This window comes from Streptomyces sp. NPDC016851 (assembly GCF_055562795.1).
Genome location: NZ_JBVHEP010000004.1, coordinates 36,142 through 57,451 on the forward strand (window position 1 = coordinate 36,142; position 21,310 = coordinate 57,451).

Below are 21,310 nucleotides of genomic sequence, written 5' to 3' on the forward strand. Positions count from 1 at the left end.
CGGCCGTCATGAACTGTCCGTGGTGAGTGGGAGTTCATCCGGTCGTCTCTGCCTGCGTGGATTGACATGCCCCAGGGCCGGACACCGCCTTGAGCGGAACCCGCACCTCCCGGAGGGTTGACGTGCTCATGGTGCGTCAGTTTCCTGGGAGGTGCGCGGCGCACATGGGAGCGCTCCCATTCCGTGTTCCGGGGCCGCGCCTCCCCCGAGAGGAAGCAGCCATGTTCCGCACTCTGCGAAGAGCGCTGTGCGTCGCCGCGGCGCTCCTGTTACCCCTGGCCGGTACCCAGTCGGCACAGGCCGGCGCCGACGCCGGTGATGCCGGCGCTCAGGCCGGTGCCGGCTACTGGCACACCAGCGGCCGGCAGATCCTGGACGCGGCCGGGCAGCCGGTCCGTATCGCCGGCGTCAACTGGTTCGGCTTCGAGACCGACATCCACGTCGTCCACGGCCTGTGGGCCCGCGACTACAAGAGCATGATCGACCAAATGAAGTCGCTGGGCTACAACACCATCCGCATGCCCTACAGCGACGACATCCTCAAGCCCGGCGCCATGCCCGGCAGCATCAACTACGACGGCAAGAACACCGACCTGCGGGGCCTGACGTCGCTTCAGGTCCTGGACCGGATCGTGGCGTACGCGGGTCAGGCCGGGCTCAAGATCGTCCTCGACCGGCACCGCCCGGACGCGGCGGGCCAGTCGGCGCTCTGGTACACGGCCTCGGTCCCCGAGTCGACCTGGATCGCCAACCTCAAGGCCCTCGCGGCGCGCTACAAGGGCAACCCCACCGTCGTCGGCATCGACCTGCACAACGAGCCCCACGACCCCGCCTGCTGGGGCTGCGGCGACACGGCCCGGGACTGGCGGCTGGCCGCCCAGCGCGCCGGCAACGCGGTGCTGTCGGTCAACCCCGAGCTGCTGATCATGGTGGAGGGCGTGCAGTCGCACAACGGCGCCAACGGCTGGTGGGGCGGCAACCTCATGGGCGTCGCCCAGCACCCGGTCCAGCTGGACGTCCCGAACCGGCTGGTGTACTCGGCCCACGACTACGCCACGTCCGTGGCCCAGCAGTCGTGGTTCAGCGATCCGTCCTTCCCTGCCAACATGCCGGGGATCTGGGACAAGTACTGGGGCTACATCTTCAAGCAGAACATCGCGCCGGTCTGGCTCGGCGAGTTCGGTACGACGCTCCAGCCGGCGGTGGACCAGAAGTGGCTGGCCGAACTGGTGAAGTACCTGCGCTCGACGTCGGAGTCCGGCGCCGACAGCTTCCACTGGACGTTCTGGTCCTGGAACCCCAACTCCGGTGACACGGGCGGGATCCTGAAGGACGACTGGCAGACCGTGGACACCGCGAAGGACGGATACCTGGCGGCCGTCAAGGCGCCCGGCTTCGAGGGCGGCGGTTCCGGACCCGGCCCGGGCGGCCCGGGCGAGCCCGGCGGTACGGCCGCCTGCTCCGCCGCCTACACCGTCAGCAGTGACTGGGGCGGCGGTTTCAACGCCGAGGTGAAGGTGACCAACACGGGCACCGTGCCGCTCAAGTCCTGGAAGGTGAACTGGACATGGTCCGGCTCCCAGAAGGTCACCAGCATGTGGAACGCCTCGCACACCCAGAGCGGCGCGATCGTCACGGCGGTGAACGCCGCGCACAACGGGAGCGTGCCCGCGGGAGGTTCGGCGAGCTTCGGCCTGGGCGGCGCGCCCGGGGGCGGGAGTGTACCGAGCGTGAGCTGTACGGCGACCTGACCGCGGAGTGAGGGGAGAGGGTCCCGGGGGGGGTAGGGGCGTTCCGGAAATCGCCGGAACGCCCCTGTTTCTGAAGGCGGTTGAACCGATGCGATGACTCGATTCGGTCAAGTCTTGGTCGAAAACGTACGTGAATGGCGCGCTCTTCCGAAACGATGCGGGACGGACCGTGGGACCCGCGGTCCTGACCCCCCTCACCGTTCTGAGAGAACTCCATGAGAAGAAGCGCAGCCGTCCTGTGCGGCGCGACCGTCGTCCTGGCCGGGACACTCACCGCCGTCCCCGCCAGCGCCAGCGCGCCGCACTCCGCGAACGCCGCCCAGGCCGCGAAGGTCACGTGGAAGAAGTGCGCCACGGAGGACTACCCGACGCTCCAGTGCGCGTCGGTGAAGGTGCCGCTCGACTACGCCAAGCCGCAGGGGAAGAAGATCACGCTGGCGCTGTCCCGCGTGCCGCACACCGCCAAGACGTTCCAGGGCCCGCTGCTGGTCAACCCCGGCGGCCCCGGCGGCAGCGGCCTGTCGCTGGCCGGTTTCGTCGCGTCCTCCCTGCCGAAGGAGGTCGCCGCCCAGTACGACGTCATCGGGTTCGACCCGCGCGGCGTGGGCAAGAGCCAGCCCGCCCTGGACTGCAAGCCGGGCCACTTCGACCCCGTGCGCCCCGACTCCGTGCCCAGCACGCCCGCGCTGGAGAAGGCCAACCTCGACCGCGCCAAGTCCTTCGCCCAGGCCTGCGGCAAGAAGTACGCCGACGTCCTGCCGTACATCAACACGGTCAGCGCCGTGAAGGACATGGACTCGATCCGCAAGGCCCTCGGCGCCAAGAAGATCAACTACTTCGGCTACTCGTACGGCACCTACCTCGGCTCGGTCTACGCCAAGCTCTTCCCCGAGCGGGTGCGGCGCCTGGTGCTGGACTCGATCGTCGACCCGACCGGCGTCTGGTACGACGCCAACATCAAGCAGGACTACGCCTTCGACAAGCGCCACAAGGCGCTCATGGCGTGGATCGCGAAGTACAACTCCACGTACAAGCTCGGCACCGACCCGAAGAAGGTCGAAGCCAAGTGGTACGCGATGCGGGCGGCCGTGGCCAAGAAGCCGGCGGGCGGCAAGGTGGGCGCCTCCGAGCTGGAGGACATCTTCATACCCGGCGGCTACAACAACGCCTACTGGCCCACCCTCGCCCAGACGTTCGCGGCGTACGTCAACAAGAAGGACACCGCCGCGCTGGTGAAGGCGTACGACAACATCGCCGCCATCGACGCCTCCGGCGACAACGGCTACAGCGTCTACACCTCGGTGCAGTGCCGTGACGCGTCCTGGCCGCGCGACTGGAAGCAGTGGCGCAAGGACAACTGGGCGGTGTACGAGAAGGCGCCGTTCATGGCCTGGAACAACGCCTGGTACAACGCGCCGTGCGCGTTCTGGCCGACGAAGTCGCTGAAGCCGGTGAACGTGGCCAACGCCAAGCTCCCGCCGGTGCTGCTGTTCCAGGCGACGGACGACGCGGCCACCCCGTACCAGGGCGGTGCCACCATGCACCGGCTGCTGAAGAACTCCAGCCTGGTGGTGGAGCAGGGCGGCGGCAACCACGGCATCTCGCTGAGCGGCAACGCCTGCCTCGACAAGCACCTGGCGACGTACCTGACCAGCGGCAAGGTGCCGCACGGCAGCGGCGTGGCCGACGCGGTCTGCAAGAAGCTGCCCGACCCGAAGCCGCAGGCCACGGCGGGCAAGACGCCGAGCACGGGCCAGTCGGCCGTCGCGACGGTCGGCAACACCCTGCGCGGGATCCTGGGATCCGGGGTATGACGCGCTCGCGTGAGCATCGCCTGACATGACGTGAGGGGCGCCCGGAACCTACCGGGCGCCCCTCATCGTCTGCGGGAGAAGGTCAGAGCTTCTCGATCACGTAGAACCCCTGCGCCCAGGAGGCCGATCAGTCAGCGCCCGGTCTCCAATTTCTGGCCCGGGCGATCACTCCCTGGCCTCCCACGAGGCCGACACAGATCGCCAGCACCGTGCTACCCACCACCGTCACCGCAGTGAGCTCCGGAGCCCAGCGGGCCCCGCCAGTGGTCACCATCGGGTATCCGAGGACGGTGGATACGACGGCGCCTGCGAAACCGGCCACGCCGATCGGGACGGACAAGTACCACAGTGCGGTGGACCGGAACACGTGTGTGTCTCCCGCCAGGACGCCTACGGGAGCGAGTCGGCTTCCGAAGACCTGGAACTCCGCCAAGGCGCTGAACGCGGCGGCAAGGGCAGCCATGAGCATGCCCCCCAGCCCGAGCAGAGTCACCCAATCTGCGATGGTCTCGTCCAGCAAGGCGCCACCCAACTGCACGCCTGCGAGGACGTTGACCAAGGGCGCCGTACCCACATGGCGATACGCGGCTTCCCGGACCGTGCTGCCGGCTGACGCGTCACCTGAGTCAGAGATCACAACGAGTTTGATCTCTGCGCCACCCCCGCCTTTCCCCGTCGCGGGTAGGTCGCCGGTGGCGATGCGCAGGTCCGGTGTCCCTGTTTCCCAGCGCGCCAGCTCGCCCAGCCGCCGATCGCCCTCGCGAAGGACGGCGGACCGAGCGGGCGGACACGGTAGTTGAACAGCCTTCCAGCTCACGCAGGGACCTGTGAGGACGGCCGGCTCTTGCCGATCTTGGAGCAGCGCGAACAGAGCGCGTCCCTGTCCCAGATCCTCTTCGAACGCCTTGATCTGCGAGGCCGGCTGGACACGGCTTCTGATGATCAGGACGCTGTCCCCCAGGGCGTCGAACGTCTGCCTGGCCTCCGTGGCCGCTACCGTGGTTCGGCTCACCCACAGCTGCACCTGACTGACCAACCCCAGACCCACCACGACTGCCACGACGAGACGCGCGATGACACCCGGATACGCGTGCAGCCAACGGCCGGCGATGAGCCCGCCCGAATACTGCTTCGTGACCGACCGACTGGCCAGTCGTCGCCCGAGGGCCGTCATCACCCAGGCGATCAACGTAGGCAGAGTCGCGAGTGTCAGGACGATGCCGATCGCGTACTGCACGATGCTGACGCGGTAGTCCGGAGCCAGCGGCCCGAGATCGACCGGCATGGCCATCCCGAGGCCGAGCGCGCACAACAGCGCGTAACGCCGCTTCACCCGGCCCCTGGTCAGCGTGCGTGGGGAACGACCGTCTCCCTTCTTTCGATGCAGCAGCACCGAGGAGACGAGCACTCCAGCGGCCGCACCGGCCGCGCCGAGGAGGACAGTCGGCAGCCAGGCACGAACGGCCGCCGCCGAGAGCGTGTAGTCGGTGAGCGGAATGGCGATGTCGGTGTACGCCGCCGACAGGAGCGGCACCGTGCCGATCAAGGCGCCTGCCACTACCGGCCACAGCGCTTCGCCCATGCAGACGAGGGCCCGGTGCCGCCAAGTGCCGCCAAGTGCGTCGAGCAACGCCGTACGACGGTCACGTGAAGCCGAACCGCAGCGCAAGGCCACCACGGTCAGGACAGCGGCCGGAAGGCCCAGAAAGCCGATCACAGCCGCCATGAACGCGTCAGCATCGACCACGCTGATCGAGTCCCCGAACGGCGTGGGATCAGGGTCCCCGAAGCCAGAGATCCGCATCGTCTCATCCCACTCAGGGGACTTGGTGGCCGTCGGTCTGACATAGGCCAACCGCTCCGAGGGAGACGTGAGGCCTTCAGCGGAGATCCTCCCCGCATCCCGTCCGTAGCGGTCGGATATCCCCTCCCGCTGCCCTGCCGCCGCAAGCGCTGGAGAGAGTACGGCCTCCCCCGGCCGCGGCCATTCGGTCAGGCCGGGGGGCGGCGAGGCGCTGGGAGTCAGCGGCTCGATGAAGATGACACTGTGCTGAAGTCCGCCGACCGTGTCACCGCTCTCCCGCCAGTGGGCGACAGCGCGCTCTCCTGGGAACTTGCCGGTGAATCGAGGTGCTCTTGCCTGGGCGTGGCTCTGCTGCGCACTGTCTGCCGCCAAGGTGATGACCACTGTGCCGACGGCACAGCAGAGGAACGCGGTGGCCAGTGCGAGCGCGAGACTCCGCAGTCGGTGTCCTGGACCGCCCTTGGAGGCCCGTAGGCCCAGAGCCATCAGCTGTCGCGTCAAGCCGCGCCCGCTCAGACGCCCCACGTCTGAGCCCCCATGCTGATCTGCCCGTCCGTGATCCGCGCGACGCGCTCAGCACCGACCGCCACGTCCTGGTCATGCGTGACGAGCAGAAGCCCGCAGCCCCATCGGGAGGGCAGCGAATACAACAGTTGACTGACGCGGTCACGGTTGTCGTCATCGAGTGCGCCGGTAGGTTCGTCGGCAAGAATCAATGACGGCCTGTTGACCAGGGCCCGAGCGATCGCCACCCGCTGGCGCTCCCCACCGGACAGCGATCCCGTGGACACCGAGGTATCGGAGATTCCGAGGTCGCGAAGGAGTTCTTCAGCAGCGCTCCGTCCGCGGGAGCGTCGCACACCGCCCAGCATGGCAGCGAGCATCACGTTCTCCAGAGCTGTCAGCTCCGGGAGCAGTTCACCGAACTGGAAGACCATGCCGATATGGCGTGACCGGTGTCGTGCCCTCGCGCCGGCCCGTAGTGACGTGACGTTCGCACCCGCCACCTCGATGGCTCCGCTGTCCGGGCTCATGAGCCCCAGGACACACGAGAGCAGTGAGCTCTTTCCGCTGCCACTGGGCCCCATCAACGCGACGGACTCGCCCTCCGCGACAGTGAGATCTACGCCATTGAGAAGCACACGGTCAGCCAGCTGGAGCCGGATGTCATGCAGTTGGAGGACGGGATTCCGCACCAAAAGTCCCTTGCGAGGCAGGAAGTGGTTGAACACGAGAACGCGCCCGTCACCTCGACGGCGACGGGCGCATCGCAGCCGCTCTAGATCCGGTATCCCCAGGAACCGCACGCATCCGGCTTGGCGAATTGCTGCTCACAGACTCGGACCTTGTTGAGGACCGCACCCGCGCCGGTTTTTACGCAGTTGTCCGGACCAGCGCCGTTCTTGTCCCAGAGGTGGCTCGAACTGTTGTCGTAGACGCGAAAGTACTCGCCTTCTACCGCGTTCGTGTCGGACTCCATGTCACAGACTCGGAGACGGCGATCACCTTCGAACCCCTTAGCAGTGTCGTCGCCCTGCGAGGCTTGGATCTGGGCCCACGCCGGAGCGCTCCCGATGCTCAGCCCGAGAGCGAGAGTGGCGCCGGCCACCGTGGCGGCGAGGCGCCCGGCTCTGCGAGATATTCGACTCTTCATCCGTTCCGTCCCTTCCCTAGAGGATCGATTCCTCCAGGACTTCACCTGTTCCGCGGTCCCAGGCATCGCCCAGAGCCAAAGGATCATGACAGGTTCTTCACAGGCCGTCCACTTGCTACACCGGAACGCCCTTACGCCACACGCGACTTGGATCGACTGACAGCCATTCGGGGCACCGACCCCCGGTCCTCCTGCTGCTCGTGTGCCAGGTCCTCACCGGGGATAGCGACCGTCGTCGTCCGCAGCCGGCGACGAGCATGCCGCAACCGGCCGCCGCGAGGCCGGTGACAGTCTGCGGGGGACTCTGGGGTTCTGGAATTCGGGCGCTGTGGGTGCCTTTGTGACCCGTGCCTGACATCACGAGAGAGGGGCGCCCTGGCCATGTCCGCCGGGAGCCCCCGCTGTCACGAAGAATGCGGAGACGATCGGTCATGGGGGGCGACTTGCGGAACGAAATGGTGGCCGTCCCGACGGGGTCCGTCACGCTGTCCGGCCGCGGACTGAGCGCAGCTGGCCGGTCGAGGTCGCGTCGTTCCGCCTCTCGACGGTCCTAGTCACGCAGGCCTGGTACGCCGAGGTCACCGGCCAGTGGCCGAGCGCGGGCCCGGGGCGACCGGCTGCCGGTCGAGGGCGTCTTGTGGTGGGACGCGGTCCGGTTCTGCAACGCCCTGTCGTGTCGCGAGGAGCCGGACCCCGTTACGACATGCGGTCCAACGCCGGTACGGCCGACTGGGACGGCAGCGCCGACGGCTACCGGCTGCCGACCGAGGCCGAGTGGGAACACGCCTGCTGCGCCGCTACCACCGGCCCGCGCTACGGCACGCTCGACGACATCACCTGGTACCGGGGCAACTCGGCGGACAGCATCCGCCCCGTGGGGGCAGACAGCCCAACGCCTGGGGCGTGTACGGCGTGTTGGGCAACGTCTGGGACTGGTGCTGGGACCTCTACGACACCGAGGTCTACGGCAGCTACCGGGTGCTCCGCGGCGGCGGCTGGTCGGACGAGCACTGGAGCTGCCGGGCCTCGATGCGGCGCCGGAGCCACCCGACGTACCGGACCGACGACGTGGGGTTCCGCGTGGCGCGCTCGGCTCCGGGTGATGCGTAGCTCCCGGGCGTGGATCCGGCGCTGCCGGCCGCGGTGCCTGAGACCTTCCGGCGGGGGCGGCAAAGGACTGCGGAGAGGGCAGCCCGGCGAGGTTGTGGGAGATGTTCGGCGGGGGCGCGGCTGCCTGGGCACGAGCGAGGGCGCCCCGCACACGTGGAGCGCCCTCGGTCACGTACGCGAAAAGGGTCTCAGAGCTTGTCGATCACGTAGTCGACGCACTTCGTCAGAGCCTCGATGTCCGCCGGGTCGATCGCCGGGAACATCGCGACGCGCAGCTGGTTGCGGCCGAGCTTGCGGTAGGGCTCGGTGTCGACGATGCCGTTGGCGCGCAGGACCTTGGCGACGGCGGCGGCGTCCACCTCGTCCGTGAAGTCGATCGTGCCGATGACCTGGGAGCGCTTGGCCGGGTCGGTGACGAAGGGGTTCGCGAACTTGACGTCCTCGGCCCAGCCGTACAGCGTCCGCGCGGAGGTGGCGGTGCGGCGGACCGACCAGTCCAGGCCGCCCTGACCGTTGATCCACTCCAGCTGCTCGTTGAGGAGGAACAGCGTGGCGAGGCCAGGGGTGTTGTACGTCTGGTTCTTGCGGGAGTTGTCGATCGCCGTCGGCAGTGAGAAGAACTCCGGGACGTGCCGGCCGGAGGCGTGCACGCGCTCGGCGCGCTCGATCGCGGCGGGGGAGAAGACGCCGATCCACAGGCCGCCGTCGGAGGCGAAGGACTTCTGCGGGGCGAAGTAGTAGACGTCCGTCTCGGCGATGTCGACGGGGAGGCCGCCGGCGCCGGAGGTGGCGTCGACGAGCACCAGGGCGCCCTCGTCCGCGCCGGCCACGCGCTTGATCGGCATGGCGACACCGGTGGAGGTCTCGTTGTGCGTGAAGGCGTACACGTCGACGCCCGCCTCGGCGACCGGCTCGGGGTGCGTGCCCGGGTCGCTGGAGATGACGTCCGGCTCGGCCAGCCAGGGCGCGAGCTTGGCGGCCTTGGCGAACTTGGAGGAGAACTCGCCGAAGCTGAGGTGCTGCGACTTGTTCTCGATCAGGCCGTGCGTCGCGATGTCCCAGAACGCGGTGGAGCCGCCGTTGCCGAGGACCACCTCGTACCCGTCGGGGAGCTGGAACAGCTCACGGATGCCCTCACGCACCTTGCCGACCAGGTTCTTGACGGGAGCCTGGCGGTGGGAGGTGCCGAGCAGGGACGTACCGGTGGCGGCCAGGGCGTCCAGCGCCTCCACCCGCACCTTGGAGGGGCCCGCGCCGAATCGACCGTCGGCGGGCTTGATGTCAGCAGGAATCTGGATCTCAGCCACGCTCTGGAGGTTAGCCGGTGAGGAAACCTGGGCGAAACGTGTTCCGTCGGGTGAGACGGGGTTCGTGTCGACGTGAGACTGGTTTGCTGGACGTATGACGGATCTTGAGGCCGAGCTGCGCAAGGTCGTCCGGGGCGATGTGGGCTTCGACCGCACCTCCCGGGCACTGGTCACCATGGACGCCTCCAACTACCGCCGGGTCCCGCTCGGCGTCGTCGCCCCGCGCGACGCCGACGACGTGGCCGGCGTGCTGGAGGTGTGCCGGGCCCACGGCGTGCCGGTGGTGCCCCGGGGCGGGGGCACGTCGATCGCCGGGCAGGCGACCGGTACGGGGGTGGTGCTGGACTTCACCCGTCACATGAACCGTCTCGTGTCGCTGGATCCCCAGGCGCGTACGGCCGTCGTGCAGCCGGGGCTGGTGCTCGACCGGCTCCAGGAGGCGGCGGCCCCGCACGGGCTGCGTTTCGGGCCCGACCCCTCCACCCACAGCCGCTGCACGCTCGGCGGCATGATCGGCAACAACTCGTGCGGCTCGCACTCGGTGGCCTGGGGGACGACCGCCGACAGTGTGCGCGAGCTGGACGTGATCACCGCGCGCGGGCGGCGGCTGCGGCTCGGGCAGGAGTGGGCCGGGGCGCCGGACGGCCTGCGGGAGCTGGTGGACGGCCAACTGGCCCGGCTGCGCACGGGCTTCCCGGAACTGCCCCGCCGCATCTCCGGGTACGCGCTGGACGCCCTGCTGCCCGAGCGGGGCGCCGACGTGGCCCGCTCCTTCTGCGGTTCCGAGGGCACGCTGGGCGTGCTGACGGAGGCGGTCGTACGACTCGTCGAGGCACCACGCGCGCGTGCGCTGGCCGTGCTGGGCTACGCCGACGAGGGCTCGGCGGCGGAGGCGGCCGCCGGGCTGCTGCCGTACGGGCCGCTGACGGTGGAGGGCATGGCGGCGGACCTGGTGCCGTCCCCGGCCGCGCTGCCGCGGGGCGCGGCCTGGCTGTTCGTGGAGACCGGCGGCGAGTCGGCCGGGGAGGCACGCGCGCGTGCGGAGGCGATCGTGCGGGCGGCCGATGTCGTGGACGCCCTGGTGGTGACCGACCCGGCGGGGCAGCGCGCGCTGTGGCGGATCCGGGAGGACGCGAGCGGTACGGCGACCCGGATGCCGGACGGGACGGAGGCCTGGCCCGGCTGGGAGGACTGCGCCGTGCCGCCCGCCCGGCTCGGGCCGTATCTGCGGGACTTCCGGGCGCTGCTGGCCGCCCACGGGCTGCGCGGCACGCCGTACGGGCACTTCGGGGACGGCTGCATCCACGTCCGGATCGACTTCGACCTGCTCACGGAGCCCGGCATCGCCCGGTTCCGCCGCTTCTCGGAGGAACTCGCGGAGCTGGTCGTGGCGCACGGCGGCTCGCTGTCCGGGGAGCACGGCGACGGGCAGGCGCGGGCGGAACTGCTGCCCAGGATGTACGGGCCGGAGATGATCGGCCTGTTCGAGCGGGCGAAGGGGGTGTGGGACCCCGACGACCTCCTCAACCCCGGCATGCTGGTGCGCCCCGCGCCCCTGGACGCCGGCCTGCGCTTCTCCGTCCTCCCCCGCGAGCCCGTCGACGTCGCCTTCGGCTACCCCTCCGACGGCGGTGACTTCTCGGCGGCGGTGCGGCGCTGCGTGGGCGTCGCCAAGTGCCGTACGACGTCGGTGCCCGGCTCCGCCGTCATGTGCCCGTCCTTCCGGGCCACCGGCGAGGAGCGGCACTCCACGCGCGGCCGGGCCCGGTTGCTGCACGAGATGCTCGCCGGTGATGTGGTGACGGACGGCTGGCGCTCCACGGAGGTGCGGGACGCCCTGGACCTGTGCCTGTCCTGCAAGGGCTGCCGGTCGGACTGCCCGGTGGAGGTGGACATGGCCACGTACAAGGCGGAGTTCCTCCACCACCACTACGCCGGCCGGCTCAGGCCCGCCGCGCACTACGCGATGGGCCGGCTGCCCGTGTGGCTGCGCGCCGTGTCCCGTACGCGCACGGCACGGCTGGTCAACGCCCTGGCCCGGCTGCGGCCCTTCGCCCGGGCGGCGAAACGGGTGGGCGGCATCGCCCCCGAGCGGGAGATCCCCCGGGTGGCGACCCGGACGTTCAGCCGGTGGTGGGAGCGGCGCCGGGCGCGAGGGACCTCCGCGCCGGGCGACCTGGTCGTCCTGTGGCCCGACACCTTCACCGAGTACCTCTCGCCCTCCGTGGGGCAGGCCGCCGTGCGGGTGCTGGAGGCGGCCGGGCTGCGGGTGGCGCTGCCGCCGACCGTGCGCCTGGCGAAACCGCCGGTGGGTGACGGCAGGACCGTCGCCCTCGACCCGCTGTCCCTGCTGCGGGGCCGGGGCCACGTCTGCTGCGGGCTGACGTACGTGTCGACGGGGCAGCTGGACCGTGCCCGAGCGGTCATGCGCCGCACGCTCGACCTGATGGAACCGGTGCTGGAGACCGACGCCCCGGTCGTCGTCCTGGAGCCGAGCTGCGCCGCGGCCCTGCGCACGGACGTCCCCGAGCTGCTGCACGACGACCCGCGCGCGGCCCGCCTCGCCGCCAAGGTGCTCACTTTCGCGGAGACGCTGGAACGCCACGCCCCCGACTGGACACCACCGAGTGTCGACCGCCCGGTGGCCGGCCAGACCCACTGCCACCAGCACGCGGTGCTGGGCGACGCCGCCGACCGCCGGCTGCGCGGAGCCGCTCAGCTCACCGGCGAACTGAGCGGCGGCTGCTGCGGCCTCGCGGGAAACTTCGGCTTCGAGAAGGGCCACTACGAGGTGTCCGCCGCGTGCGCGGAGGAACAGCTCCTGCCGTCGGTACGGGACGCCCCGGACGGCACGGTGGTCCTGGCGGACGGCTTCTCCTGCCGCACACAGCTGGAGCAGCTGGCGGGCGTGCGGGGGAGGCACCTGGCGGAGGTGCTGGCGGCGGCGCTGGAGGGAGAAGAGGGGAACGACGCGGAGTTCGGGCGGTGAAACGGGGCGAGTGGCCGTCGCCGGACGCGCTTGAGGCGTTCGGGCCACGGGACCGGCGGAACCGAGTGTCTGAGCAGGGGGAGGGGCTGAGGCACTCCTAGAGTCGCGGCACCAGCCACTCGAAGGAGCCCGTGCATGAGCGTCCGCGTCCAGCCGATCACCCGTGACGAGCATCTCGCGTTCGTCGCGGCCCGCCCCTCCGCCAGCCACACGCAGATCCCGTCCTGGGGCGAGGTGAAGCCAGACTGGCGGGCGGAGAGCCTCGGCTGGTTCGACGGGGCCGGGCAGCTCGTCGGCGCGGGACTGGTGCTGCTGCGCCCGCTGCCCGGGCCGAAGCTGCCCGGACTGCCGCGGTACCTGGCGTACCTGCCCGAGGGCCCGCTCATCGACTGGCACGAGCCCGGCCTCGAACGTCTGCTGGAGCCGATGGTCGCCCACCTCGGTGGACGGGGCGCGTTCGCGGTGCGGATGGGCCCGCCGGTCGTGGTGCGCCGCTGGAGCGCCGAGGCGGTCAAGGCGGCGATCGCGGACCCGGCCGCCCGGCGCCTGCGCGACGTGCGGGCGACCTCGTTCGAACCGCGGGCCGGCCAGGTCGCGGACACCCTGCGCCGCATGGGCTGGCGGCAGACCGAACCCGGCGGCGAGGACGGCTTCGCCGCGGGACAGCCCCGGTACGTCTTCCAGGTGCCGCTGGCCGGACGGTCGCTGGAGGACATCCGCGGCGGCCTGAACCAGCAGTGGCGGCGCAACATCACCAAGGCGGAGAAGGCCGGCGTGAAGGTCGTACGCGGCGGCTACGAGGATCTGCCGGCCTTCCACGAGCTGTACTCCGAGACCGCCGAGAGGGACCGTTTCCTCCCGCGCCCGCTGCCCTACTTCCAGCGCATGTGGAGCGCGCTCACCGCCGAGCACCCGGACCGGATGCGGCTCTACCTCGCCCACCACGACGGCGAGGTGCTCGCGGCCGCGACGATGCTGACCGTCGGCGACCACGTCTGGTACTCCTACGGCGCCTCCACCAGCCGGCGGCGCGAGGTCCAGCCGAGCAGTGCCGTGCAGTGGCGCATGATGTCGGACGCCCATGAACTCGGCGCCGCCGTCTACGACCTGCGCGGCATCACCGACACGCTGGAGGAGTCCAGCGATCTGCTGGGCCTGCTCCGGTTCAAGGTGGGCACGGGCGGCGAGGCCGTCGAGTACCTCGGCGAGTGGGACTTCCCGATCAACCGGCTGCTGTACAAGGCGCTGAGCCTGTACCTGGCCCGCCGCTGAGAGCCCGGCCCCGGAGCACTCCGAGACAGTGGCTTAAACGGTTTACGCGCCTGGCCGAGTCCATTACTCTGGACTTCGAAGTACATCTTGATGCACGCGAGTGTGTATGAAGATGTAGGTACGCCGAGCACAGGATCGCCCGTGACCCCTCCGGACACCGCCACCACGCCCCAGTCCGCGACGACCGCCACCACCGGCGCACCGGCCGCGGGGCCGGGCCGGCTGGGCTCCCTCGGGCCGGTGGGCCTGGTGTTCGCGGGCGGGATCTCGGTGCAGTTCGGCGGCGCGCTGGCGGTGATGCTGATGCCGAGGGCGGGCGCCCTCGGGGTGGTGGCGCTGCGGCTGCTCGTGGCGGCGGTCGTCCTGCTGCTGGTCTGCCGGCCCCGCCTGCGCGGCCACTCGCGCACCGACTGGGGCACGGTCGTCGTCTTCGGCATCACCATGGCCGCGATGAACGGCCTCTTCTACCAGGCCGTCGCCCGCATCCCGCTGGGCCCCGCGGTCACCCTGGAGGTCCTGGGCCCGCTCGCCCTCTCGGTCCTGGCGTCCCGCCGCGCGATCAACGTCGTCTGGGCGGCCCTCGCCCTCGCCGGCGTCTTCCTCCTCGGCGGCGGAGGCTTCAGCGGCCTCGACCCCACAGGAGCGGCCTTCGCCCTGGGCGCCGGCGCCATGTGGGCGGCCTACATCATCTTCAGCGCCCGTACGGGCCGCCGCTTCCCGCAGGCGGACGGCCTGGCCCTGGCGATGGCCGTGGGGGCGGTGCTGTTCCTGCCGCTGGGCATCGCCGAGTCGGGCACGAAGCTGCTCGACCCGGTGACGCTGGGTCTGGGCGCGGCGGTGGCCCTGCTCTCCTCGGTCCTGCCCTACACCCTCGAACTCCTCGCCCTGCGCCGCCTGCCCGCCTCCACCTTCGCGATCCTCATGAGCCTGGAACCGGCCATCGCCGCGGCGGCCGGCTTCCTCCTCCTCGACCAGGCCCTGACCACCATGGAGGCCGCCGCGATCGCCCTCGTCATCGTGGCGAGCATGGGAGCGGTACGGACCCAGGTCGGGCGCGGACGCGGCGGCCGCCGGAAGACGGCGGCGCTGGAGGGTGCGGGGCTGGAGGGCTAGAGCGGCCGGGACGCGTTCACTGCGCCCCTGGCGCGCGCGCCACGCGAAACCCGACGTCGTCGATCCGGAACGTCGGATGGCTGCGGCGCCGTACGGAGGCACGGCAGCTCCAGTGCTCGTCGGCCCAGCCGCCGCCCCGCAGCACCCGGTAGGTGCCGTAGACCTCGGCGTCGTAGACGTCCCAGCACCACTCCCAGACATTGCCCAGCATGTCGTACAGGCCCCAGGCGTTGGGTTGCCTGCCGCCCACGGGACGGATCCGCTCCTCCGAGTTGCCGCGATACCAGGCGATCTCGTCGAGCCGCCCGTACCGCGGCCCGCTGCCACCGGCCCGGCAGGCGTGCTCCCACTCGGCCTCGGTCGGCAGCCGGTACCCGTCACCGGAGGCGTCCCGGCCGACCGACTCCGAGTCGTCGCACAGGCGGTACACCGGCGTCAGCCCCTCCGCCCGGGACAGCGCGTTGCAGAACCGGACCGCGTCCCACCACGACACGCCCTCGACGGGCAGCCGCTCACCGCGGGCGGCACTCGGCCGCTCACCGGTGACCCGGGCGTACCAGGCCTGGGTGACCGGCACCGCCGACATCCGGAACGACGCGACGTCGACGGCCCAACTCCGCTGCGTCCGCCGGTCGGACAGCGCCACCCGCCCTGACGGAACGGCCACCATCTCGATACCCGTGTCCACGCCGGCGCCCATGCGGGCCACACTAACGGCGGTGCGCCCGCCGACGTGAAATTTCCGCGCGAGCACCGCAGTTGACCCGGTCATGACTCAAGGCCCCGCACCCCGCCCGCTGTCCGAGGAAGCCCTCTCCGACCTGCTCGGCAAGCAGCAGTTCGGCACGCTCGCCACCGTCAAGCGCAACGGCCGGCCGCATCTGACGACCATGGTCTACGGCTGGGACCCCGAGGCCCGGATCGTGCGGTTCTCGACGACGGCCGACCGCGTCAAGGTCAGGCAGCTGCGGCACAATCCGCGCGCGGCGCTGCATGTGCAGGGCGGTGACGTGTGGTCGTTCGCCGTCGCGGAGGGCGAGGCGGAGGTCTCCGACGTCACGACGGTTCCCGGCGACGAGGTCGGGCGGGAGCTGCTCGCGATCATCCCAGAGGAGGCCAGGCCGCAGGACGAAGGCGCGTTCCTGGAGCAGTTGGTGGCCGAACGGCGGGTGGTCGTCCGCTTGCACGTGGACCGGCTGTACGGGACGGCACTCGACGTCGACGGCTGAGACGTGACTCCCCAGGGGACGTCCGCGCCCCCTAGCGCACCAGCACCCCCCGCACCGAGATCCCGTAATGCACCCGCAGCCGCCGCAGCTCCCACAGTCCGACCGCGGTCACGGACAGCGGCGCCCCGAGCACGAACACCGCCCTCACCGGCCCCGGCACGCCCGCGTACGCCCCGGTGAACACGTCGATCAGTGCCATCTCCCAGACCAGCGTCATGGCGAGCAGCGGCGGCATGGTCTGGTGGATGTCGGCCGTGCGGAACACGTGCATCAGTCCCAGGCCGATGCCCCAGAAGATGAACGGCGTCACCCACACCAGGATCAACAGGATGACCACCCAAGTGACCACGGTCATCACCGGGTTGGTCGCGAATTTCCCGTCGAAGAAGCCGGTCAGCATGGTCGCCGGGAAGACGAAGACCGCGGCGATGAGGGCCAGGATCGCGCCGAACGACTTCGCCGCCCGGCGCAGCAGGTCCCGGCGGGCCGACGGAGCGGTCAGGGCCATCAGGACGCCCACGACCACCGGCAGTGTCACGGACAGCACCAGCACGCTGATCCACGACTGCGAGAACCGGTCGCTCGCCACGTCCTCGACGGAGTGGGCGATCTTGTAGGACACCGACACCCACACCACCGCGCCGAGCCCCACGAACGTGCGGATCTTCTGCATACGCGTGATGAACGGATCCTCGACGAGGTCCGGCCGGGACGGCTTGAAGACCCGGCGCGCGGTGTGGATGGGGCCGATCCGCCGCCGCAGCCGTGCGAAGGGGCCGGGCGGTGGCGCCTGCGGTGGCATCGGGTGGGGTGTGTAGGGGTGCGGCACATGGGGCGGATAGCCACCGCCGGCGCCCGGTGGCTGTGGCGGGGGCCCATAGGGGCCGGGCTGGGGCGGCGGGTACGGCTGCCCGCCGTGCGGGCCGTACGGGGGCGGCTGACCGCCATGGGGACCGTACGGGGGCGGCTGCCCGCCCGGGTTCCAGTTGCTCATCCTTGTGTCTCCCCCGATGCGTGACCCGTGCGCGACCAAGTGAACGAGCGCGTCCCAGAGTGTATGGAGCGCGCCGCCGAGGCACACGCTTCCGGCCACCGGCACATTTTCATGCAAGCACGCTTGATTGTTTCTTGCCCCGCTGCCATGCTCCTCAGCACGCCACACCGCCCAGTACCACCTCCGCACACCGTCGTGCCCCGAGGGGAGCGCCCGTGTCCGATCCGACGACGTCCGTGATCGACGACCTGCGCGAGGAGAGCGAGGAACTCGACCGCCTCGTGGCCGGGTTGAGCGCACCGAGCTGGGCGCTCCCCACCCCCGCGCCCGGCTGGACCGTCGCCCACCAGATCGCCCACCTCGCCTGGACGGACCGTTCGGCCCTGCTCGCCGTCACGGACGCCGACGGCTTTCAGGCCCTGGTCGAGAAGGCCCTCGCCGCACCGGGCTCCTTCGTCGACGAGGGCGCCGAGGAGGACGCCGGACTCCCGCCCGCCGACCTGCTCGCGCGGTGGCGCGACGGCCGTACGGCGCTGGACGAGGCGCTGCGGGCCGCCCCGCCCAAGGCGCGCTTCCCCTGGTACGGACCGCCCATGTCGGCCGCCTCCATGGCGACGGCCCGTCTGATGGAGACCTGGGCCCACGGACAGGATGTGGCCGACGCACTCGGTGTGGTGCGCCCACCCACCGACCGGCTGCGGCATGTGGCCTGGCTCGGCGTGCGGACGCGGGACTTCGCCTACGGCGTGCACGGGCTGACTCCGCCGGCCGATCCTTTCCGCGTCGAACTCCGGTCTCCCTCCGGCGACTTGTGGGCGTACGGCCCCGAGGACGCCCCGCAACGCGTTACCGGCCCCGCCCTCGACTTCTGCCTCCTGGTCACCCAGCGCGCCCACCGCGCCGATCTCGCCCTGCGCGCCGAGGGCCCCGACGCCGACCGCTGGCTGGACATCGCCCAGGCCTTCGCGGGGCCGCCGGGCACCGGCCGCACCCCTAAAGGGGAGGCGCGGTGACCCTCCGCATCGGCAACGCCTCCGGCTTCTACGGCGACCGCTTCGACGCCATGCGCGAGATGCTCACGGGCGGCGACCTGGACGTCCTCACCGGCGACTATCTCGCCGAGCTGACGATGCTCATCCTCGGCCGGGACCGGCTCAAGGACCCGGGCGCCGGATACGCCCGTACGTTCCCGCGGCAGTTGGAGGACTGCCTCGGGCTCGCCCACGAGCGGGGCGTGCGGATCGTCACCAACGCCGGCGGTCTCAACCCGGCCGGACTGGCCGACGCCGTACGGGCGTTGGCCGACCGGTTCGGCATCCCCGTGCGCGTCGCACATGTGGAGGGCGACGACCTCACCGCCGCCCACCCCGGCAGCCTCGCCGCCCACGCCTACCTCGGCGGCTTCGGGATCGCGGCCTGTCTGCGGGCCGGCGCCGACGTCGTCGTCACCGGGCGGGTGACGGACGCGGCACTCGTCACCGGCCCGGCCGCCGCCCACTTCGGGTGGCAGGAAACGGAGTACGGCCGGCTGGCGGGGGCCGTCGTCGCCGGGCACGTGCTGGAGTGCGGGGCGCAGGCCACCGGCGGCAACTACGCCTTCTTCCGGGACGGCGACGTCCGCCGGCCCGGCTTCCCGCTCGCCGAGCTCCACGACGACGGCAGCTGCGTCATCACCAAGCACCCCGGCACCGGCGGTTTCGTCGACGTCGGCACGGTCACCGCCCAGTTGCTGTACGAGACGGCCGGGGCCCGGTACGCGGGGCCGGACGTCACCGCCCGGCTCGACACCGTGCGGCTCGCCCAGGACGGGCCCGACCGGGTGCGGATCGAGGGCGTGCGGGGGGAGGCGCCGCCGCCCACCCTCAAGGTCGGGCTCAACAAGCTCGGCGGCTTCCGCAACGAGGTCGTCTTCGTGCTCACCGGCCTCGACATCGAGGCCAAGGCCGCCCTGGTGCGGGAACAGATGGAACCGGCCCTCGGCAAGGCCGCCGACGTGCGCTGGGAGCTGGTCCGCACCGACCGGGCCGACGCCCCGAGCGAGGAGACGGCGAGCGCGCTACTGCGGCTCGTCGTACGGGACCCCGACCAGGAGGTCGTCGGGCGGGCCCTGAGCGGGGCCGCCGTGGAGCTGGCGCTCGCCAGCTACCCCGGCTTCCATGTGCTGGCACCACCGGGGAAGGGCGAGCCCTATGGGGTCTTCGAGGATGTGTACGTCCCCCATGGTGCCGTCGACCATGTGGCCGTCCTCCATGGCGGGCGCCGGGTCTCCGTGCCGCCGGCCCCCGGCACCGCCGTACTCGACGTGGTGCCGGAACCGCCCCTGCCGGAGCCGCTGCCGCCCGGGCCCACCCGGCGCGCACCCCTCGGCCTCGTCGCGGGCGCCCGCAGCGGTGACAAGGGCGGCAACGCCAACGTCGGTGTGTGGGCCCGCACGGACGACGCCTGGCGGTGGCTCGCCCACGAGCTGACGACCGACCGGTTCCGGCAGTTGATCCCCGAGAGCCGGCCGCTGAAGGTCACCCGGCACGTCCTGCCCAATCTCCGCGCCCTGAACTTCGTCGTCGAAGGGATCCTCGGCGCGGGCGTCGCCGACCGGCACCGCTTCGACCCGCAGGCCAAGGCCCTCGGCGAATGGCTGCGCTCCCGCCACCTGGACATGCCGGAGGCCCTCCTGTGACCGTCCTGACCTCCGCGCTCGACCCGAGCGGCCCCGAGTACCGGGCCAACCGCGAGACCATGCTCGCCAAGCTCACCGAACTCGACGCCGAGCACGCCAAGGCCCTGGCGGGCGGCGGCGAGAAGTACGTCGAGCGGCACCGGGGGCGCGGCAAACTCCTCGCCCGCGAGCGGATCGAGCTGCTCCTCGACCCGGACACTCCGTTCCTGGAGCTGTCCCCGCTGGCCGCCTGGGGCAGCGACCACACCGTGGGCGCCTCCCTCGTCACCGGCATCGGTGTCGTGGAGGGAGTGGAGTGCCTGATCACGGCCAACGACCCGACCGTGCGCGGGGGCGCGAGCAACCCCTGGTCGCTGAAGAAGGCCCTGCGCGCGAACGACATCGCGCTCACCAACCGGCTGCCCTGCATCAGCCTGGTGGAGTCCGGCGGCGCCGACCTGCCCTCCCAGAAGGAGATCTTCATCCCCGGAGGTGCCATCTTCCGGGACCTGACCCGGCTGTCCGCCGCCGGCATCCCCACCCTCGCGGTCGTCTTCGGCAACTCCACCGCCGGAGGCGCCTACATCCCCGGCATGTCCGACCACGTGATCATGGTCAAGGAGCGGGCCAAGGTGTTCCTCGGCGGTCCGCCCCTGGTGAAGATGGCCACGGGGGAGGAGAGCGACGACGAGTCCCTGGGCGGCGCCGAGATGCACGCGCGCGTGTCGGGCCTCGCCGACCACTTCGCCGTCGACGAGCACGACGCGCTCCGGCAGGCCCGCCGCGTGGTCGCCCGCCTCAACCACCGCAAGGCGTACGGCGATCCGGGCCCGGCCGAGCCCCCCAAGTACGACGCCGACGAACTCCTCGGCATCGTCCCCGGCGACCTCAAGAGCCCCTTCGACCCACGTGAGGTCATCGCCCGCATCGTCGACGCCTCCGACTTCGACGAGTTCAAACCGCTGTACGGGACGAGCCTGACCACCGGCTGGGCCGCACTCCACGGCTATCCGGTCGGCATTCTGGCCAATGCCCAGGGGGTCCTCTTCAGCGATGAGTCCCAGAAGGCCGCCCAGTTCATCCAGCTCGCCAACCAGCGCGACATCCCGCTGCTCTTCCTGCACAACACCACCGGCTACATGGTCGGCAAGGAGTACGAGCAGGGCGGCATCATCAAACACGGCGCGATGATGATCAACGCGGTCAGCAACAGCCGCGTCCCGCACCTCTCGGTCCTCATGGGCGCCTCCTACGGCGCCGGCCACTACGGCATGTGCGGCCGGGCCTACGACCCGCGTTTCCTCTTCGCCTGGCCCAGCGCCAAGTCGGCCGTGATGGGCCCGCAGCAGCTCGCGGGCGTGCTGTCGATCGTCGCCCGCCAGTCGGCGGCGGCGAAGGGACAGCCGTACGACGAGGAGGCGGACGCCGCCCTGCGCGCCATGGTGGAGCAGCAGATCGAGTCCGAGTCGCTGCCGATGTTCCTGTCCGGGCGGCTGTACGACGACGGCGTCATCGACCCGCGCGACACCCGCACCGTCCTCGGCCTGTGCCTGTCCGCCATCCACACCGCCCCCTACGAGGGCGCGCGCGGCGGCTTCGGCGTCTTCCGGATGTGAG

General features: G+C 71.1%; 16 protein-coding genes. 10 read left to right on the forward strand and 6 right to left on the reverse strand.

Translation table 11 applies throughout. The features are described from left to right. Positions 1-221: 221 nt before the first annotated feature. A complete protein-coding gene (locus ACZ3I3_RS07940) occupies positions 222-1,751 on the forward strand; it encodes a cellulase family glycosylhydrolase (RefSeq protein ID WP_467363443.1) in 1,530 nt (509 codons plus the stop codon). 215 nt (positions 1,752-1,966) lie between these two features. Further along, positions 1,967-3,565, forward strand: a complete 1,599-nt coding sequence (locus tag ACZ3I3_RS07945; protein WP_467363445.1) for an alpha/beta hydrolase — start codon at positions 1,967-1,969, stop codon at positions 3,563-3,565. A 127-nt stretch (positions 3,566-3,692) separates the two neighbouring features. Here ACZ3I3_RS07945 and ACZ3I3_RS07950 read toward each other — a convergent pair whose 3' ends face one another. The 3 genes from ACZ3I3_RS07950 to ACZ3I3_RS07960 form a co-directional block, all read right to left on the reverse strand. Further along, positions 3,693-5,753: a hypothetical protein gene (locus ACZ3I3_RS07950; protein ID WP_467363446.1), complete on the reverse strand. Its 2,061-nt coding sequence runs from the start codon at positions 5,751-5,753 to the stop codon at positions 3,693-3,695. A gap of 128 nt (positions 5,754-5,881) precedes the next feature. Beyond that, on the reverse strand, positions 5,882-6,601 hold the full coding sequence (locus ACZ3I3_RS07955; RefSeq protein WP_467363447.1) for an ABC transporter ATP-binding protein: 720 nt from the start codon (positions 6,599-6,601) through the stop codon (positions 5,882-5,884). A gap of 47 nt (positions 6,602-6,648) precedes the next feature. Beyond that, complete coding sequence (locus ACZ3I3_RS07960) at positions 6,649-6,849, reverse strand: hypothetical protein (RefSeq protein ID WP_467363449.1); 201 nt, start codon at positions 6,847-6,849, stop codon at positions 6,649-6,651. Between the two features lie 948 nt (positions 6,850-7,797). Between ACZ3I3_RS07960 and ACZ3I3_RS07965 the strand changes: the two genes are divergently transcribed. Further along, positions 7,798-8,133, forward strand: a complete 336-nt coding sequence (locus ACZ3I3_RS07965) for a formylglycine-generating enzyme family protein (RefSeq protein WP_467363451.1) — start codon at positions 7,798-7,800, stop codon at positions 8,131-8,133. 188 nt (positions 8,134-8,321) lie between these two features. Here the strand turns inward: ACZ3I3_RS07965 and serC are convergent, their stop codons facing one another. Continuing rightward, the gene (gene serC, locus ACZ3I3_RS07970) at positions 8,322-9,440 is read right to left on the reverse strand and encodes a phosphoserine transaminase (RefSeq protein ID WP_467363453.1); all 1,119 of its coding nucleotides are present in this window, start codon (positions 9,438-9,440) and stop codon (positions 8,322-8,324) included. Positions 9,441-9,534: 94 nt separating this feature from the next. Here serC and ACZ3I3_RS07975 point away from each other — a divergent pair, with 94 nt between their 5' ends. The 3 genes from ACZ3I3_RS07975 to ACZ3I3_RS07985 all read left to right on the forward strand — a co-directional run bounded on the left by ACZ3I3_RS07975 (position 9,535) and on the right by ACZ3I3_RS07985 (position 14,814). Beyond that, positions 9,535-12,429, forward strand: a complete 2,895-nt coding sequence (locus ACZ3I3_RS07975; protein WP_467363454.1) for an FAD-binding and (Fe-S)-binding domain-containing protein — start codon at positions 9,535-9,537, stop codon at positions 12,427-12,429. Positions 12,430-12,564: 135 nt separating this feature from the next. Continuing rightward, positions 12,565-13,701: a lipid II:glycine glycyltransferase FemX gene (locus ACZ3I3_RS07980; RefSeq protein WP_467363455.1), complete on the forward strand. Its 1,137-nt coding sequence runs from the start codon at positions 12,565-12,567 to the stop codon at positions 13,699-13,701. Positions 13,702-13,791: 90 nt separating this feature from the next. Further along, on the forward strand, positions 13,792-14,814 hold the full coding sequence (locus ACZ3I3_RS07985) for an EamA family transporter (protein ID WP_467363457.1): 1,023 nt from the start codon (positions 13,792-13,794) through the stop codon (positions 14,812-14,814). A gap of 16 nt (positions 14,815-14,830) precedes the next feature. Here the strand turns inward: ACZ3I3_RS07985 and ACZ3I3_RS07990 are convergent, their stop codons facing one another. After that, positions 14,831-15,514 (reverse strand): formylglycine-generating enzyme family protein, encoded by a 684-nt coding sequence (locus ACZ3I3_RS07990; RefSeq protein WP_467363458.1) that lies wholly within the window; start codon positions 15,512-15,514, stop codon positions 14,831-14,833. Between the two features lie 70 nt (positions 15,515-15,584). Here ACZ3I3_RS07990 and ACZ3I3_RS07995 point away from each other — a divergent pair, with 70 nt between their 5' ends. Continuing rightward, on the forward strand, positions 15,585-16,043 hold the full coding sequence (locus ACZ3I3_RS07995; RefSeq protein ID WP_467363460.1) for a pyridoxamine 5'-phosphate oxidase family protein: 459 nt from the start codon (positions 15,585-15,587) through the stop codon (positions 16,041-16,043). Between the two features lie 31 nt (positions 16,044-16,074). Here ACZ3I3_RS07995 and ACZ3I3_RS08000 read toward each other — a convergent pair whose 3' ends face one another. Continuing rightward, entirely contained in the window at positions 16,075-17,037 is a 963-nt protein-coding gene (locus ACZ3I3_RS08000; protein WP_467363461.1) for a hypothetical protein, read from the reverse strand. A gap of 215 nt (positions 17,038-17,252) precedes the next feature. Here ACZ3I3_RS08000 and ACZ3I3_RS08005 point away from each other — a divergent pair, with 215 nt between their 5' ends. Genes ACZ3I3_RS08005 through ACZ3I3_RS08015 form a run of 3 tightly spaced genes read left to right on the forward strand, consistent with a single transcriptional unit; the run spans position 17,253 to position 21,309 of the window. Next, on the forward strand, positions 17,253-18,050 hold the full coding sequence (locus ACZ3I3_RS08005) for a TIGR03084 family metal-binding protein (protein ID WP_467363463.1): 798 nt from the start codon (positions 17,253-17,255) through the stop codon (positions 18,048-18,050). After that, entirely contained in the window at positions 18,047-19,714 is a 1,668-nt protein-coding gene (locus ACZ3I3_RS08010; protein WP_467363464.1) for an acyclic terpene utilization AtuA family protein, read from the forward strand. The genes ACZ3I3_RS08005 and ACZ3I3_RS08010 overlap by 4 nt, the downstream gene beginning before the upstream one ends. After that, a complete protein-coding gene (locus tag ACZ3I3_RS08015) occupies positions 19,711-21,309 on the forward strand; it encodes an acyl-CoA carboxylase subunit beta (protein ID WP_467363465.1) in 1,599 nt (532 codons plus the stop codon). The genes ACZ3I3_RS08010 and ACZ3I3_RS08015 overlap by 4 nt, the downstream gene beginning before the upstream one ends. The last annotated feature ends 1 nt before the right edge of the window (position 21,310 follow it).